The sequence below is a fragment of the Lentisphaerota bacterium genome, assembly GCA_016873675.1.
Classification (GTDB): domain Bacteria; phylum Verrucomicrobiota; class Kiritimatiellia; order RFP12; family JAAYNR01; genus VGWG01.
Map to the genome: position 1 here is coordinate 19,375 of VGWG01000019.1, position 16,237 is coordinate 35,611.

Consider the following 16,237-nt stretch of genomic DNA (forward strand, 5'->3'; position numbering starts at 1 on the left):
AATGACGGCCATAAGGAGAGGTGCTAAAGTGAGACTTGCTTTTTCACAATCTTGTTGTCGGCGGGCGCAGGGTGCGCAGCGTCAGGTGAGCCAGAGGATGGCCCGTGCTCTGGTGTTCTCTGCGCTGGCCTCGACAGGTTGTGTGGGGGGCGGCATCGAGCCCGGACCTGTGACGGGGAGGGATAATATGCGAACAGATGCACGCATGGGAGCCCGCGAGGCCGACACTCAACCTGCGGCCTTCGTCGAACTCGCTCCGGGCGACGATATCCAGAAAGCGCTGGACCGGGCCGAACCGGGCGACACGATCATGCTGAAGGATGGCGTGTACTACCAAAGCCTGCTGATCGCCCGTGGCGGCTCGCCGGGGAAGCCGGTGACGCTGCGGGCCGCCCATGGCGGCGGCGCCACCCTCAGCGGGGCGGTGCCGCCCGCGCGTGCAACCCTGACATTCGAGCGGGTCGAGGGCGATCTGTACAAAGCCGCTGTTCCGCATCGCGTGTGGTGGGTGATGGTCGGCCCCCGCAACCTCGTCAACTATGGGCGCCTTGATTTGCTCAAGCAATTTCTCTTTCCGAATCAGTCCAACGGCACGCTCAAGCCGTGCGCTCCGGAAGGCTTCGCGTGGCACGATGGGATCCTCTATATCCGCCTGGAGAACGACGGCGACCCCAACTCCGAGCCCGTCGAGATCAGCCGCCTGACAGGAGGCGACGTGGACCCCGAATTGGGAAAACCCGGCCACAAAGGGGAACATTGGGCGCCGGACACCGGCTTTGACGTGCCCGGGCTCGGCCATCTGTATTCCGAAACCATCGGCCTCATCACCGTGAAGGCCGACAACGTCGTGATCGAAGGTCTCCGCCTGCACATGGGTGTGGGCGCGGCAGTGATCGTCCACGGCAACGATGTGACCGTCCGCGACTGCTATATCACCGGCGCGCACATCGGCATTTGCCAGCCCGACATCCTCGCGCTTCCACCGCACCAGACGCCCGGCGAGCGGCCGATCAGTCGCAGCAACCGCACCGGCTGCGGTCTGACCGTCGAGTATTGCGAGTTCACCGCCCCGCCCGGCTACGAAGCGGCGCGCCGCGGCGCCTGGAGCGGGTTGTACGCATCTAATATCTCGGCTGTGTTCATGAACTACGGCGGGGCGCGGTCGGTCGTTCGCCACAACTGGGTCTATGATTCGTCCCAAGACCACCTCCAGCCGCGCGGCAACGGAACCACCGATCCCAGGGACGCGGGCGAGATCGCCTACAACTTCCTCCAGAACTGCGGCGATGACACGATCGAGTTCGACAGCGCAACGCCGCTGAACCTCCGGGTGCATCACAACGTCATCGTGGATGCCCTGTGCCTTCTGTCTCTGTGTCCCGTGATGGGCGGCGGGCTGACCATCGATCACAATCTCTTCTACGCCTCGCCCGAGAACAACCCCCCGCGGTGCCCGTGGCTGAAGCTGGGCACCCCCTGGGGCAAGGGGTTGCCGACGCGCGGCGTGCGCCTCGTTCACAACACAGTGGTCCAGCCGCGTGGCTGCCTCCAGTGGTTCGGCGACAACCAACGCTATGAGGACATCCTCATGGAGAACAACGTCATCTACGTCGGTGAGGCGCAGGCATGGAATTCCACCGACTTTTTAATCAGCCGTCACAACCTCTACTGCGGGCCGGGCGTGAAGGCGGAACACATGCCCCAGATGACCCATGGTCAGCAACCGTTCGTTTCGCTCAAGCCCATCGATTTCAACATCCGTCCGGACAGCGCGGCTGTGGATGCCGGCGCTACCGGTAAGGACGAGGAATACTTCCACACGTCTGCCGGCAAGGCCCCGGACCTCGGCGCCATCGAATGGGGCGAGACCTGGAAGTTCCCGCGCCCGGGACCGCGATGGGCCACCGGCCGTGAGATTTCCGGCCGGCCGGCGCTCCCGGCATCATTGCCTGGAAAATGGGTCGGAATGGAGTAAATCTAAGTCCCGGGCGCAAATCCGCTACTGGACGGTGAGTGGGAGCGTGTGGGCGGTCTTGCGGTCGAACAAGTCGCGCACGGTCAGCGCGTACTCGCCGGCCGGATCATTGAAGGCCACGGGCAGTTGCACCTCTTTGGGCTCGCGCCCCACGATCGCCACTTGCTCCCAGTAGTCGGCCGGCGTTCCGTCGGGCCGCGCGACGGTCAGCTTGAGCGCGTGCAGCCCCGCGGCTTCCGGCACGTTCAGGCGCAGGATCGCCGTCTCGCCGGGCGACACCTTCGAGGAGGTCAGTTCCAGGTTCGGCCGCGGCAACTCGCGGGGCATCAGGGCGAAGAACGTCGCCCGGGAGGGGATCACGTCCATGACGAAGTCCCCGCCGAACCAGCCGGTATCCACCTTTCCAACCGCCATGTCGTTGCGTAAATCATACACCCAGTTCGTGGTGCCCCGCCCCGCGATGAAATGGGCTCTTATCTGCTCGCCTGTTTCGCGGAAGACGGCCACCAGCTGCATCTCGCCGTTGCGCCAGCGCTGCAGTTTGACGTTACCCAGTACCTTCGGGCCCTTGAATTGGCACAGGTCGACCACCGGCGTCACGCCGGCCTGGCCGAGCAACCGCCGGAAGGCGTTCCAGACCGCCGGAGGCGTCGTCTCGGTGGACCCCTGATGGGTGAGTCCTGTGGCCACCTGGCGTGTCGGGAACTGCGACAGGGAGAAGTTCAGCAGCACCGCGCGGCCTTTGTCGTGCTCCCGCACGATCCAGACGGGCGTTTCACCGGCCGCGCCGAGGGCCGTTCCGCCGTCAAGGCGCGTGCCTGGGTCGACGACCGCGTCCTGCCAATCCAGCTTCAACGGCGCTTTCTCGTCCGGCAGTTGCACCGTCATCGCCGCCCGTGTTGCTTTCTGCCGGACGGGCCCCGCGACTCCGAAGAGGTCGTCGAGCGCGCCCCGGTCGCGGGGCTTGCAGTGGCCGTCGAACACGCCCGGCCTGAGATCCGCGATCACGGTGCCGCCGCGGCGGACGAAGTCCCGGACGATCTCAGCCTCCTTGTCGCCAAGCGCCAGGGCCTGGGCCAGCACCAGCACCTTGAACGTGTCGGGGGCGAACTCGCCGCGGGTCAGGGTGCGGTCGGTGACGTAGCGGAACTGCAGGTGCAGATCGTGGATCACCGTGAACCACGCCCGGTGGTTGGGCTCGTAGTCGTTGTACGACGGGCTGTCCTGCAGCGTGGCGGCGAAACCCGACGGCATGGAATAGAGCATGGCGATGCCGTCGTCCAGCATCTCGCACTGCATCAGCAGGTCGCCCAGGCCGTCGCGCACCACCTGCGTGTCCTTCAGCATCTCCCCGGCGATCGGCAGGATCCCGAGGTCGGGATCGATAAACCCTTCGTAGGCTCCCGATGTTGACCACATCCACCACCAGGCGCTATTGGCGCCGTTGACGACCATGCGCCAGTACTTGCTTATCAGTCCGTCGGCCGTGTGATCGTATCCGAGCCAGTTGCCATACACCATGCTCTTGGGCGCCAGGGAGCGAATCATCTCGTCGGCGCTGCTGGCGTAGGGAACCCAGAAGTCCATCTCACGGCAGAACGCGTCGATGTCGCCACTCCGGGCGAAGCCGCCGCTACCCTCGAAACCGATGGCGGCTTGCGGATCGAGATTGCGCATGACATTCCGCCGGACCTTGGCGTACTGAACGAAGTTCCAGCGCAGAAAGGCCTGCCGGTCGTACCAACGGGGGTAGTTCCCCGCCTTGAGCGCGGCCTTCTCGTCCCCATCGTTCTTCTCGGACAGGTCCACTTCGTCGAAACTCGCGAACGCGGTGCCCCAGGACGCGTTGAGCGCGGCGATGTCACCATGCATCTCCTTGAGGAAAAGGCGGTAGCCAGGCAGCGTCTTGGGGCCGGGCGCGGCACCATACACGGCACCCTCGTCGCCGAGGGAGTACTGGAAGACGCCGTGGCCGCGCGCGCCGGTAAAATGTCGGGTGGACCAGCAGAGTTCCTCGGTCGGCGGGCTGATGGTCAGATGTCGCTGGGCGCTGACATTGCCGCCGGTCATCGGCACCCACGCCAGTTCGGAGGCGGCCGCAGCCGGCATGGGCTGCTTGGTGGTCACGATCGTGTTCACGCCGTAGCGCTGCATGCTCTCGGCCATATAGGGAGCCAGCGCCTGCTTGTCGCTGATGTCCCAGAGAACGAAGTTGTGCTTGCCCCGATGACGCTTGGTGACGTTGAAGAACCGGTAGTCAGAAGCTGCCTCCCGGTCGCCGTCCAGCACCACGGCTTCCACCGTGATTAGCATCGGCATCTCTTTCCGGACGGGAAACTCAAAGTGAGCCGTCTTGACGTCCTGGCCGTCGCCGGCAGGTTTCACGTCCTGCCGCGCCAGAACGCGGCCGCGCCGGTCCTTGAGCTGAACGCGCACCGTCTGCCGGCCGATGAGGTTCGTGACGCTGACCGTGCCGGCCAGCACTTCACCGATTTCGGCCCAGGCGGTTTTCAGGGCGATGTTTCTCACCGCAGTAGGGTCCGTCACCTGAAACGGCGCGGTGGCCCAGGTTTCCACTCCGCGATCGCCGCGGGCGATGATATCCACGTGGTAGCTCCCCGTGCGCAATATGGGCAGCCGCAGGCGAACCGCCTGGCCTACCTGGCCTTCGCCCAGAGGGCTCTTCTCGCCGTCACCGCGCCGCAGGACCGCCTGCCAGCGGACGTTGCCCTTCGGAACGTTCTTCCAGGCGACGGCAACGGAATCGGCCGGCAGATCAGCCCGCCGCACGTCCGCGGGCACGGTCATCTCGATTCGCATTTCGGGCGCGCGCCCCGCCGCCCAGAGCACCGCCCGTCCGAAACCCTCCTGCCAGTAGTCGTACGCCATCTCCCATCCGACCTGATAGGGGATGTCGGGCAGGCCGGGCAGAATGACGCCCCGGCCCTTGTCGGCGGTGAAGGCATGGGAACCGGCGGATCCGGAGAGATAGGCCGGCAACTCGCGGCCGTCTTGCCGGTTGGGAATCAGGCCGCCGTCTGAGGTGCCGACGAGCACGACGCCCGCGCCCGCCGCGACCGCCCGCGCCAGGGCTTCCTTCGCGCCGTCCTGCGGCCATGTCGGCAGGTTCGTCGGCGACACACCCTGGAAGATATAGACGTCGTACGGCTTTTGGGTCATCAGGGCGTGGATGCGCCGATCACCCGCCATGCCGCCCAGCCAATGGTACTTGTAGAACTTGTACCAGTAGACCGGCGTCACCTCGACGTCGAAGCGCTGCATCAATTCGATGACGTGGCGTGCATGCGTTTCCATGCCTTCGCTGTTGCTCGCAACGAAGTAGAGCACGCGCGTGGTTCCCCCGGCATAGGGCTTTGCCCACTTCGTGTGCGGCGTCTCCAGTCGTAGCGACACCTTGTGGTATTCTTCGACCTCAGCATGTGAGCTCTCCCACGCCTCAGCCGGACGGGCGGCGGCCAGAAAAGACAAACCCGATAAACCGACAATCGCGAACCGATGGAGTATCATGGCGACTCCTGTCTATGGGTATTCAGTGTTCAGTTCTCAGAAGATCTGCGAACTTCGTCTGAACACTGAATACTGAACACTCTCTTAAGTCCCATCCGGCCTATTCCGCGAGGACGAAACGCAGATCGGGCCCCATTTGGACCCGGTAGCACTGCCCGAAGCCGTCATCGTCATCGAACACGACGGCGTTGAAGCCGAACGCCCCTCCCGGCTTCAGGCCGAGGGCTTCCAGCGGCAGGCGCAGTTCGTAACGGGTGACGCCACCCGCGTCATCCCGCACGGCCGCGAGATTAGCGGTCTTCGCCAGCGCGTCGCCCGCGCCTTCCCACTGGTGAAAGGCCACGCCCGTCTTGGTTAACGCCAGCCCGAAGTTCCAGCGAACGCCCTCTCCGATGACGATCCCGATCTGCAGCGCGTCGCCGCTCGCGATGTTTTGCGTGGCATAGGCGTTGAAATGTTTGTCGTCAGTCACTTCACCGGCCACACAGAGCGTATCGCCGTCCCATCCCAGATACAGTTTGGCACCAAGATCCTGGGGGCCCTGCCAGAACGCCGCGTCTGGGCCCGCGTCTGCGGGCGGAGGCAGGCGAAAACGATCAGGAAAAATGTCATCCGGGTCGCTGAGCACGGCAACGGGCTTCGTCCACTCGTCCAGCACGCCGTCAGCACGGAGGGCTTTCGCCAGGCGCGCGACGGCGCGGTGGGCCGGGTCCGGCTGAAGCCCCGTATCGCCTGCCGCCGCAGAGCGCGCGGCGCGCCAGCCCGGGAACGGCCATACATTGCGATCTGCGTGAGCGTAGGGCGCGCTGACGCGGCCGGCCTTCGCGAGGTGCCGGCCATTCATCGGAGCAGCATGCAGCACATCGCCGCGAAACACCACGCCGCTCAGGTCCTTCGGCCAATCCTCAGGTACGCCAGGCGTGCCATCGCCGTGGGTTCCCGCAAACGTGCGCCCCATGGCGCTCCCGATTGAAACCGCGCGATCATAGACGCCGCCGTGGCCGGTTTCTGGAATCTCGCTCCCGGCCTTCTCGTATTCGAGTTCCGTCATCGGACGAAGTCCCGCCCAAGCTGCAAACGCCGCGCCGTCCGCCCAGGACAGCCAGGGGCACCGCGCGCCAGGCACCGACGCCGTGTACGTGCCGTTTGAACGCCCATCCGAGCGCGTGATTTCGGGCCCGTGCCCTTCGGCGTAGAAGCGTTGCTCCGCCTGCGCCTCCGTCAGCGTGTTGAGAAAAGCGGCGTATTGCCCCTGTGTGATGAAACGCTTCATGCCGTAGAAGGCCGCGTATCCGTTGGGAAACGACGCTGGAATCTCGCCGCCGTCTTCGGGCGTAATGCCCGCCGCCCAGAGTCTCCCCGGCTGCCGGCCGGTGGGTATCGCCCCCGGGCCTGTCACGCGATACGGCGGAGTATTCTCCGCAAAATCGTGATAGATGCCGGATGTGCCCACCCGCATGGGCGGAGAAATGTCTTGACCCGTGTATGCGCACAGGCGATTGAGCTCGACTCCGTCCGAGGACCCCAGTTCGAAAGGCCCTTCGGGCACGTAGGCCATCTCAATGGCGAAGACCAGAAGATTGGTGTTCAGGGGTTCGAGCGAGATCACCGCCGTGATGGTGCTGGCGGTCACCGTTCCCTTGCCGTCCCCGGCGCGGCGCAGGAACATGCCGGTGAAGCCGTCCTTGCCGTCGGGAACGACAAACTCCAGCGGGGTCCCCGCCCCTTGGCCGAAACCGGACGGGCTGAGGACCCTATCCGCAACCAGGCGCGGATGCCGCCACTCCGTGCCGTCTCCGGCGCGCGCCTTGAAGAACACCCACACGGCATCATGCCGCATCCCGAGGCGCAAGGCATTCGGCCAATTCAGGTCAAAGCGCACCTGCGCGGTCTGTGCATCGCGCTGGGTCACGGTCACGTTATCAATCTGCGGGTTCTCCGCGCGGGCTGCATCCGCCCCGGACAGCATCACCCACGCGACGGCCGCCGCGACCGCATGCGTGACGAAGAGTTCTGGTCGTGTTTTGTTTTTCTTCATGGTCTGAACACGTCCCCTCACGGCGCGGTCCTGACGCAACGAAGGCCGACCGTGGTCTGCCCCGGCCTGAAGGTGCCTCCGACGCTGCGAGAGGCGGCCCGATCCGACACGCGCATCATCAGATTGTCACGATCGGATTTCCATCCGAACCCGCCACCCCGGCAGCTAAAAGCACGAGTCGGATTGGCACGGTCGTCGTAATCGAGACGCCAGAAAGGAGACGGGGTCGGAGCGCCGTCCCCGTGCGTACCCGCGAAACGACGCCCCGACGCGCTGCCCACCGTGATCGTAAGCTCCCACAGGTTGCCGCTCAGATCCAGAATGCCCCAGTACGAAGCGCCGGCTTCGGCGCGCCCGGTGCGCGGTCGGGCGAAAGCCCCCGCGCGCAACGGCCCCACAGAACGACTTCCACTGGCGTCGGGCGCTTCGCCGCCGCCGTCTTCTTCCTCTGCGGGGGACGGCTTTCCGCCGTCCTCGGCGATGCCGGGGGCCTCGCCGCTGTTGCTTGGCAGGTTCGTCACGGCGACGGCGTCTTCGTACATATCGACGCCAGGGGTGCCGACGGTTCCCCACCAGGCTGCGTTGCCGGCGCGCTCGCTCCCCACCATGACGACGTGCTCGTCGGGCTTGCCGATGCTACCGACCTCGTACCGCGCCTTGTGCTTCTTGTCTCCCGTAACGTTTGCGTCTCCCCACGCGTATTCATTCGGCATGGGCTTGAGTGGACCGCGGCAGGCCTTTTCGAACTCCAGTTCGGTCATCGGTCTGAGCCCCGCCCAGCCGCAGTAGGCAACAAGGTCTTTCCAAGTCATGTGGCCGCAAGCCGCATAGGGCCCATCGGTCCGGTACACCGCTGGCACGGGTGGCAGGCTGACCGACGCGATGGCACCGTCGTTTCGGGCCACCGGCGCTTCGACACGCTGATTGCCGGGAACCGCGATCGTGACCGAGTTCCGGCAGGGAGACCGCCGCTCGCTGTTTGTCTGACACAGAGAGGCCGAGCCGACCGCAGCATCGGGCGGCACAAGGGTCCGGTCCCGCTGTTGCGCGAACGTGAGGGTGTTGAGAAACTCCACGTACTGTCCTTCCGTGATTTCCGTTCGCATGCAGTAGAATGGCGCAAACCCCTTGGGAAAGTTCGCGGGAAGCGCCCGGGTCACCGCGCGGCCGAAATCTTCGCCGCGTATCAGTCCCCAGCCGTTGCGGTTGCCCAGGTTGGTCACGCTCGCGCCGCCCAGCGTGAGCGCTCCTTCACTTTCGATCCGCAACGGGTAGGTCGTGTCGCCCGCCGAAAACTGGGCCGAGATATCGGCGGTTCTCCACGACGTCTGGGTATCCTGTGAAGCGCCCTCGTAGAATCGAGCCGCCGGATCCCTGACCGCGCCGTCGCCGGCCCAGAATGCCCCTTGTGGAACATAGACCATCGCGATGCCGAAAAGCCTGATTTCTACGGCAGCCGGGTCGGTCACGCCGTCCACCGTGTTGAGCCACCTCAGCGCAAGGTCCCGCCAATCGTTCGCGCCGCTGCCGGGGCTGGAGCGATAGACAAAAACCCCAAGTCCGCGCGTGCCGGTCGCTCCCGACGATGCAGACGTGCTGTCCTTCGGCGCAGGCGAAGGGAGTGTCGTGCCGCCGGCGGGGGCGTCGCTCAAACCGACATCCAGCGCGGCTTCGGGCGGAGTGACGTGATCGGAAGCAAGAGGCGAGAGCGTCGCGTGGCGCCATTCACCCCCAGGCGCCCGGAACTTGGCGAACACCCAGGCGGCGTCCCAATTCTCGAGTTTGATCGGCGGCTTTCCTTCCCATTTCTGATCCTGCGGTCTGTTGTAAATGGGGTCGGGATAGAAGAGTGTATACGCGTGCTCCGGCACTTCCCAGACCGCGCGCCAGGAGTGGTCCCAGGCGACATCGCAGGTGATGATGGACTGTCCCGGGGCCGGACCCGCCGCGAGGCGCACCTGTCCGATTCGGATGGGATCGGCCTGGCCGCTTCCCCCGAACCGGGCGTCGGCCGCCGTGTCGGCTGCGGGCGCAGCCAGGGCGGCGAGCAGCGCAACCGTACAGGAAGCCCATCCCCGAAGCGCACGCGCGGCGATTGCCCTGTGGCCTGTCGTAGCCCTCATAGTCTCCGTCCTGTGTCTTGTTTGCCCTGCCCGGCTCCCGTCGACGGGCCCCGCAGCGTCACCGCCATCGCGGGATCCGCTTCAGGGGGCACCGTGCGCACGCCGCGCCAGCGGTGATGCGGCTGCCGGTCCGGGTCCACCAGCGCCGCGTTGAGCCGATCCGACAGGCGCGCGCGAGGCATCTGTAAGGCGCCTTCGTGCGCTGGAATGTAGAACGGAATATCCGACATCAGGGCGCGGCTTCTCGCGTTTTCCAGGTTGCCGAAACCCCAATAGCTGCAGCGCATCCCAGCGCCGACGGCATCCTCCTGCGGCCAGTCTGCGGGCAGGTCAAGGGATCCGTGGCCGTGCGTGCCTCTGAACAGGCGTCCGGCGGCATTGCCGATCGTCACCGCGCGTTCGCTCTGGTGGATGAGTTTAAGCGCGTGCCAGTCGTGCTCCGAGAAACCTTGGAGGCCCCAGACCGACGGCCCGACCTCGTTCTGAATGGGATCGCATGGCCCGCGAACAGCCTTCTCCAGTTCCATTTCTGTGATCGGGCGCAGCGCGGCCCAGGCGGCGAATGCCGCGCCGTCGGCCCAGGACAGGCCGACGGCTGTCGTTCCGTACCGGTGGGCGGCCGCATACGGATGATAGACGTGGTCAGGCCCCTTCCCCGAACGGATGACGATCCGGGGATGGTAGCGCGCGTCCGCCTGCGCGGGCGACAACGCATTCATGAAATCCGAGTACTGCCGGCGCGAGATGGTGTCTTTCATGCAATAGAAAGCCCTGTAGCCATTGGGAAACGCGGCCTGAATCTCGCCGCCGTCCTGCGGCGTGGCGCCTCCCGCCCAGAGGCAGCCGTTCTTACGGCCGGTCGGGATCGGATCGGCGCTCGTCACCCGGTACGGCTGGGCATTGTGAACACCGTCGGTGTACTGGTAGAATGCGTTGGCTTCCGCTCCGCCCGTGCCAAGATAGAAGGGACCCTCGGGAACGTACACCATCTCGATTCCGTATCCCCGGACCTGCGCCTTGAGCTTCTTCGTCACACCTTGGGTGGCCGTGAGATCCCACAGGACGGTCACGCCGTTCGCCTTGAGGGCCTTCGGCCTGCCATAGGTCGCTCTCCGCAGAAACACACCGGTGAATCCGTCCGGGCCATCCGGCACGATGCATTCAACCGGCGTGCCGTCTCCGGTCTGGCCGTAGCCGTCCGGGTTCATCACGCGGTTCGCGGCCAGCCGCACATGCTGCCAGGCCTTCTCGCTCTCGGCCTGCGGCTTGGCGGCCTTCCCGGCGGCCGCAGGCCTGGACCAGTGCGCCGGAAGCGCCGGCTCGTCCTCGATCTTCGCCTTAAAGAACACCCAGGCCGCGTCGTGGTTGACTTCGTTGCGCCAGGAGCCCTCCCAGGAGATGTTGAACTGCAGGATCGCAGTTTTCTCGTCGCGCGGCACGACCGACACGTCCGATATCCAGAGCGTCACGCCCAGCGCGTTTGGGCCCAGCAACACAGCGCAGGCAACCGCCGCACACACGCGGCTGAACCGCTGTCTGGAATGTCCTTGCCTCATTGCCAACCTCCGCGCCGGAAAATCTGAATACTGCACACTGAATACGTCCCCTACGGCACCGCCGGAAATTCCAAGACCACCCGGAATCCAACCCGGATGTCGGAAAATTTCTCCCCGCCCTTGTCGCGCCCCGACGATGCCAGATGCCAGGGGGTCGAATGAAACCACGACCCGCCGCGCAGCGTCCGGTCGCCTGTGCCCCGCACATAGACCTCTTCACACCATTCCGCCACGTTCCCGCCCAGATCGAAAATCCCGTATGGGTTGGCGGGGTAACTGCCGACCGGCGCCGTGTATTCGTGCGGGTCCACCCCCCGGCTCGGGGCGTAGTTCCCGGCACCTGACGGCGGCGGCCACGGCCCAACCCAGGGATAGACGCCCTTGATTCCTCCGTCGCGTTCGTGGGGAGTATCCCCTGTCTCCGCGCCAAGCCCGACGGCAGCGCTCCACTCCAGATCCGTGGGCAGGCGGTACCGATGCCCCGGAGGCAGGAACCCGACCTGCTGCTCCCGCTCTGTCAGCCATCGGCAAAAGGCGTTCGCATCGTCCCAGGTGACGTTCACCGCCGGATGCGTCGGCCCCTGCTCGAAGGTCGGCTTGAGCCATTTCCGCCCCTCGCGCCGTGCGAACGCCGCATAGTCCTGCACCCGTGTTTCCCATGTGCAGAAGAGCACAGTCGTTGTGGAAATCGGAACGAATTCCATGCCCATCGAATTGCGCCACGGACGCCCTACCGCAGGTTGCCCACCGGCGGTTGGCACCGGCGCCGGCTCTCCGGCCGTCGCTGCTGGCGAAGGCGCGTCCAATTCGGGTTCCGGCCGTGCGTCGTCCGCAGCCGCGCCTGCGGCCGCGAGAAGCAGTGCCGCAAGGGCAAACGGTCCCACACATCTCACATCCGGTACTCGATGACGCAGACGCACGGCTGGCAATCCTCTTCTTGGCGGACACGGGGTAAATCCGTGATCCGTGAGGCTCTTGCAAAACCCTGACATAAGGGTCAGTGTACAGCCCCCTCCCCACGAAACGCAAGCGGTAAATGTACGAGGCGCTTGCAAAACCCCTTCGGGGTGTTTGCAAGAGAGAAGTCAGGAGTCAGAATATGAGAATACGCGGCCCGTGAAAGGGTTCCAATTCTGAATACTGAATTCTGGCTTCTGAAACCGGCGCTTGCAGAACCGACGAAGGAGGTTTTGCAAGCGCCTCGTACAGCAATTCTAATTTTGAACACATCCGTACAGTCGAAATCGAAATCGCTAGCGCTATCGGGGTCGGAGTCGGTATCGGGGTCGGGATTTTCATTCCCAGTTACCCCCTCGTTTCTTCGCGGCGAAGCCGCGCGGCGGCCTTTTCAGCTTTTCTCCCGTCACTCCGCCAGCACCTCATAGTAGTCCGACACCTGCTGCCTGAACTCCTGGGGCAGCCTGTTCACGTAGTTCTGAAAGACCGCCGCGCGGTTTCGCCGTTCCAGCGCATGGATCTGCTCCGGGCTGAGTGCAACGGCTTTTCCACGAAGATCCGACGAGCTGCCGGCGACCGCCGACGCCGCCCCCGCCGGAGGGGATGAAGCAGACGATGGCGCGCTCGGTATCGGCTGAGTGGCGTCCCCTCCCCCGCCCTCGATGATATCCCCCATGTCCATCAACTTACCAGATGGGACTTTGTTCAAATCCGTCAGTTCCTCGATGTCGCCCGTGGTCACGTTTGTCGACACCACCTGGACCTCCCAGGGGTATTCGGGCATCTCGGGTAGCGCGATCGGAGGAAGCGCGCGTATCGCGTTCAGCGCCTCGATGGCGGCCATGAGGCACACGATCGCTTCTTCCTGCTGCATGATCGCCGGCTCCTGCCGGCTCTTGCCGAAGTCCGTCTGGGCCGCTTTCATCGCATCCTGCGCCTTGCGAACGGCGAAGGCGGCCGGGGTCTTGACCGCCTGAGCACTGCATTGCAAGAGATCCTTGCCGATGTCCGCCTGTCGCGCCTGCATCTGGAAATGCCGTTCCTGAAACTGCTGCGCGTTCGCCTGACTGACTTCCTGCTGCAGGTCCTGCTGAGCCTTGAGGATCTGCCGCAGATGCTCCATGACATCCCTGACCGTTGCCATGTCGTCGGTGATCTGCCCCGCCAGAGCCTCCGCTGCCGTGCGCAGGGCCTTGAGCGCGAGGTCCTGCTGTTCCACCCCGCTGATCGGCTTGCTGGCCTCTATCGCCCGCGCCGCCTCCTGCATCGCCGCATCAGGACGTCCGATCCGAAATGCGGTGACCGCAGCCTCGAACCGCCTCCGCCGTGCCGCATCCAATTCCTGCCCGACGGCCGCCACCAACTGTTGGAGAAACAGCTCCATCTGTTTCAGCACGGCATGCTGCGCCTGGATGAGTTTGGGCTGCGTGAGTCCCGTGCGTTCCGGATCGATGTAGAGCTGCTTGCCCCACTCGCCGGTCTCGCGGCGAATCAGTTCCTCGGTCTTGATAATGGAACGAAGCTGGGCCAACAGGACGTCATCGGTCAGGGTGAGCCCCATGTCTTTCAACAAGCCGTCCAACTCCCGGACGATCATTCCGATTTCCAGATCGGCATGCTCGATATGCGGCAGGGCGTTGACCGGATCCTGTCGCGCGAGTTTCAGCGCGTCCTCGGCCCTCGGAACGTGATTGGTGTTGACCGCCGCCAGAGTCCTGTTCAACTCGATCACGCGTTCCCCTCCGCCCTCCGAGAAGAGGTCGTTGGAGGTCAGGTCAATCATCAGCAGATTGATCCGGCGGACAACGCCGGACAATTCCCGGCGCACGATTCCCTGACGTCGTTCTTCGGTGAGCAGGCGCCCCCGTGTCTGCAGAAAATCGGCATCCTGACCCTTGATCTGCTGGATCTCCGAAAGCGAGGTCTGCTCTTCCGCCCACGCCTTCCGAATGTCCGCCCGCTGTTCGTCGAGTTCATCCGCCAGCCAGCGCAAATAGCCCGCGTCGCCCACGATCGCTAACCGGCGCACAACCGAGCGTCCCCAGCGCGAATCGGTCGCCTCGTGCGCATCGCAGGCCTCGACCGCCACCGTCACCACGTCGCCGTCCTGAAGATCCGGTATCGTCGTGCCCAACGTCCAGTCGAACGCCGCCTCGGTCTGTCGGCCGGTCAGCGGCCCGAGGGGATATTGAACATCCTCCGCTCCGTTGACGGAGTAGACCAGCCGGATTTTCGACAACCCGTAATCATCGGTGGCGCGCACGAGCAGCCGTAACCTCTTGCGAACGGTTGCCGGACCGTCGTCGGTCGGATCCAGAAGCGTGACGTCCGGGACGTTGTCCGCAGTGACGCGTACTGCGTGCCAGACGTCGTCATATTCAAATCCGTGCGTCTTGTCCGTCAGCCGGAAGGAGTATTTGAGACTGTTCCGGAGGGTCACGGAATACCGCAGGCTGGATCCGCTCGAATCGAGTTCCATCTCGACGGGATCGTGGCCCTCCACCAGCATTCGCGCGGAACGAACCGCGGGTTCACACCGCAATTCCCACGACACGGTGCTGCCATCGAGCGCTTGCACGTTCAGATCGTCGACGCAGGTGTCTTTCAAGCCGGTATAGGGCGGGTGGACGATGCGGACGCGGCGTTGAACGAATTGCGGGGGTGGAACGAGGGTGATGCGGAACTCCGCGGAGCGATCGTCGCCGATTCTGAAAAAGTAGTCTGTGTCTCGAAACAGCTCCTCGATGCGGTGCGAGAACTCGGAACCGCTACCGGCCGGGAGGAGGATGCTGTGCCAGGCCTGATCGCCCGCCGGCCGGACGTACAGTTCGCCCGTCGGCGGCAGACGGCCCGCCACGGAAGCGGCCAGCGTGATCGTGTCGCCCTGTTTAACCGTCTGGTTCCCGGTGACAGACACGATCCGGGTCTGGGTCGGGTAGCTGATCTCCCGGTCAGCCAGCCTCAGAAACAGCGCGCCGACGTGCCTGGGCCACGTGACGCTGATGGCCGCGAAAAAGAGGATCGTGCCCACCGCGAAGAGCAGCGGGCGCCTGAACTGCCGCGGGGCGACAATCTCACGAAAGTCGAGCGGCTTGATTGCGGCGAGCGCATGGAGCCGCATCGCGGCAAGCAGCGCGGGCGAAATGGCTGGCTGCTCGGCGTTCTTCAGTTGAACGTAGGAGATCAGCAGACTCGCAAGCTCCGGGTGCCGGCCTTCAATCTGCAGGGCAATCCGCACGTCGTCAAAACGCCTCAGATGGCGGAGCCATTCGTAGTAAAGGGCCCACAGCAGGACACCCGCGTTCGCGACAAGCAGCGGCAGCCGCCAGGCGGCGGGTCCTCGCAGCCGGAAGATGAAGAGCCAGTCCACGAGGAAGTCCAGCGCCACCAGGGTGCCCGCCCAAATCAGCGTGCGCGACACGCCGCGCAAGTGGAAATAGCGGCGCTGCCGCCGCCACGCCTGCCGCAGCTTTCGCTCGACCAGTTGTTCGTCCGATGTCACACCAGGTTCTCCCTCCGCCGCATGAACCACTCGGTGCCGCACAGGAGCGCCAGCAGCACAAACACCGCCGGCCAATCCCACAGATCGCGTTCCACGCGGATGACCTTGACCGGGTTCTTTTTGACAATGCGGTCTGGCAGCGACGCAAGCTCGCGGATCGCGAAGGCCTTGCCTCCCGATAGTTCCGCCATTTTTTCGAAGACCTGCCGTTGCATGGCGGTCTCGCGCCGCTCCAACGGGATGGAGAGCACATCGAACGTGGCGGAGTTGGCCGCCGCTGGATCGTCTTGGCCCGTTTGCACGACATAACGTCCGTCCTCGCCCGCCAGAAAGAGCCCCTGGTAAAGCCCGGCGACCGTCGGGACGGGCGTCAGTTCCAGCTCCACCGGATCGCCGCGGGACGCCGTGTTCTGAACGCGCACGGGAAACGACGGCAGCAGGACCGGTTCGTAGGCGTCGCTCAACACGTTGGCAAAAACTTGCACGTGCTCGCCGGCCACGTACGAGGCTCGGTCAGTCTCGATCGTGATCCGCTTGTTTTCGCCGAGCAGCCGCGAG

At 64.8% G+C, this 16,237-nt stretch carries 7 protein-coding genes; 1 reads left to right on the top strand and 6 read right to left on the bottom strand.

Annotated elements, in window-relative coordinates:
• The first annotated feature begins 1 nt into the window (after position 1).
• Complete coding sequence (locus FJ222_04370; protein MBM4163659.1) at positions 2-1,975, top strand: hypothetical protein; 1,974 nt, start codon at positions 2-4, stop codon at positions 1,973-1,975.
• Between the two features lie 24 nt (positions 1,976-1,999).
• Here the strand turns inward: FJ222_04370 and FJ222_04375 are convergent, their stop codons facing one another.
• From FJ222_04375 to FJ222_04400, 6 genes are all read right to left on the bottom strand, one after another.
• Positions 2,000-5,503: a hypothetical protein gene (locus FJ222_04375; GenBank protein MBM4163660.1), complete on the bottom strand. Its 3,504-nt coding sequence runs from the start codon at positions 5,501-5,503 to the stop codon at positions 2,000-2,002.
• Positions 5,504-5,603: 100 nt separating this feature from the next.
• A complete protein-coding gene (locus FJ222_04380) occupies positions 5,604-7,541 on the bottom strand; it encodes a hypothetical protein (protein MBM4163661.1) in 1,938 nt (645 codons plus the stop codon).
• Between the two features lie 17 nt (positions 7,542-7,558).
• Positions 7,559-9,664, bottom strand: a complete 2,106-nt coding sequence (locus FJ222_04385; GenBank protein ID MBM4163662.1) for a formylglycine-generating enzyme family protein — start codon at positions 9,662-9,664, stop codon at positions 7,559-7,561.
• The gene (locus tag FJ222_04390) at positions 9,661-11,220 is read right to left on the bottom strand and encodes a hypothetical protein (GenBank protein MBM4163663.1); all 1,560 of its coding nucleotides are present in this window, start codon (positions 11,218-11,220) and stop codon (positions 9,661-9,663) included. The genes FJ222_04385 and FJ222_04390 overlap by 4 nt, the downstream gene beginning before the upstream one ends.
• Before the next feature lie 50 nt (positions 11,221-11,270).
• Entirely contained in the window at positions 11,271-12,212 is a 942-nt protein-coding gene (locus FJ222_04395) for a formylglycine-generating enzyme family protein (GenBank protein MBM4163664.1), read from the bottom strand.
• Positions 12,213-12,583: 371 nt separating this feature from the next.
• Positions 12,584-15,679, bottom strand: coding sequence for a hypothetical protein (locus FJ222_04400; protein MBM4163665.1), 3,096 nt, complete (start codon positions 15,677-15,679; stop codon positions 12,584-12,586).
• Positions 15,680-16,237: the final 558 nt, after the last annotated feature.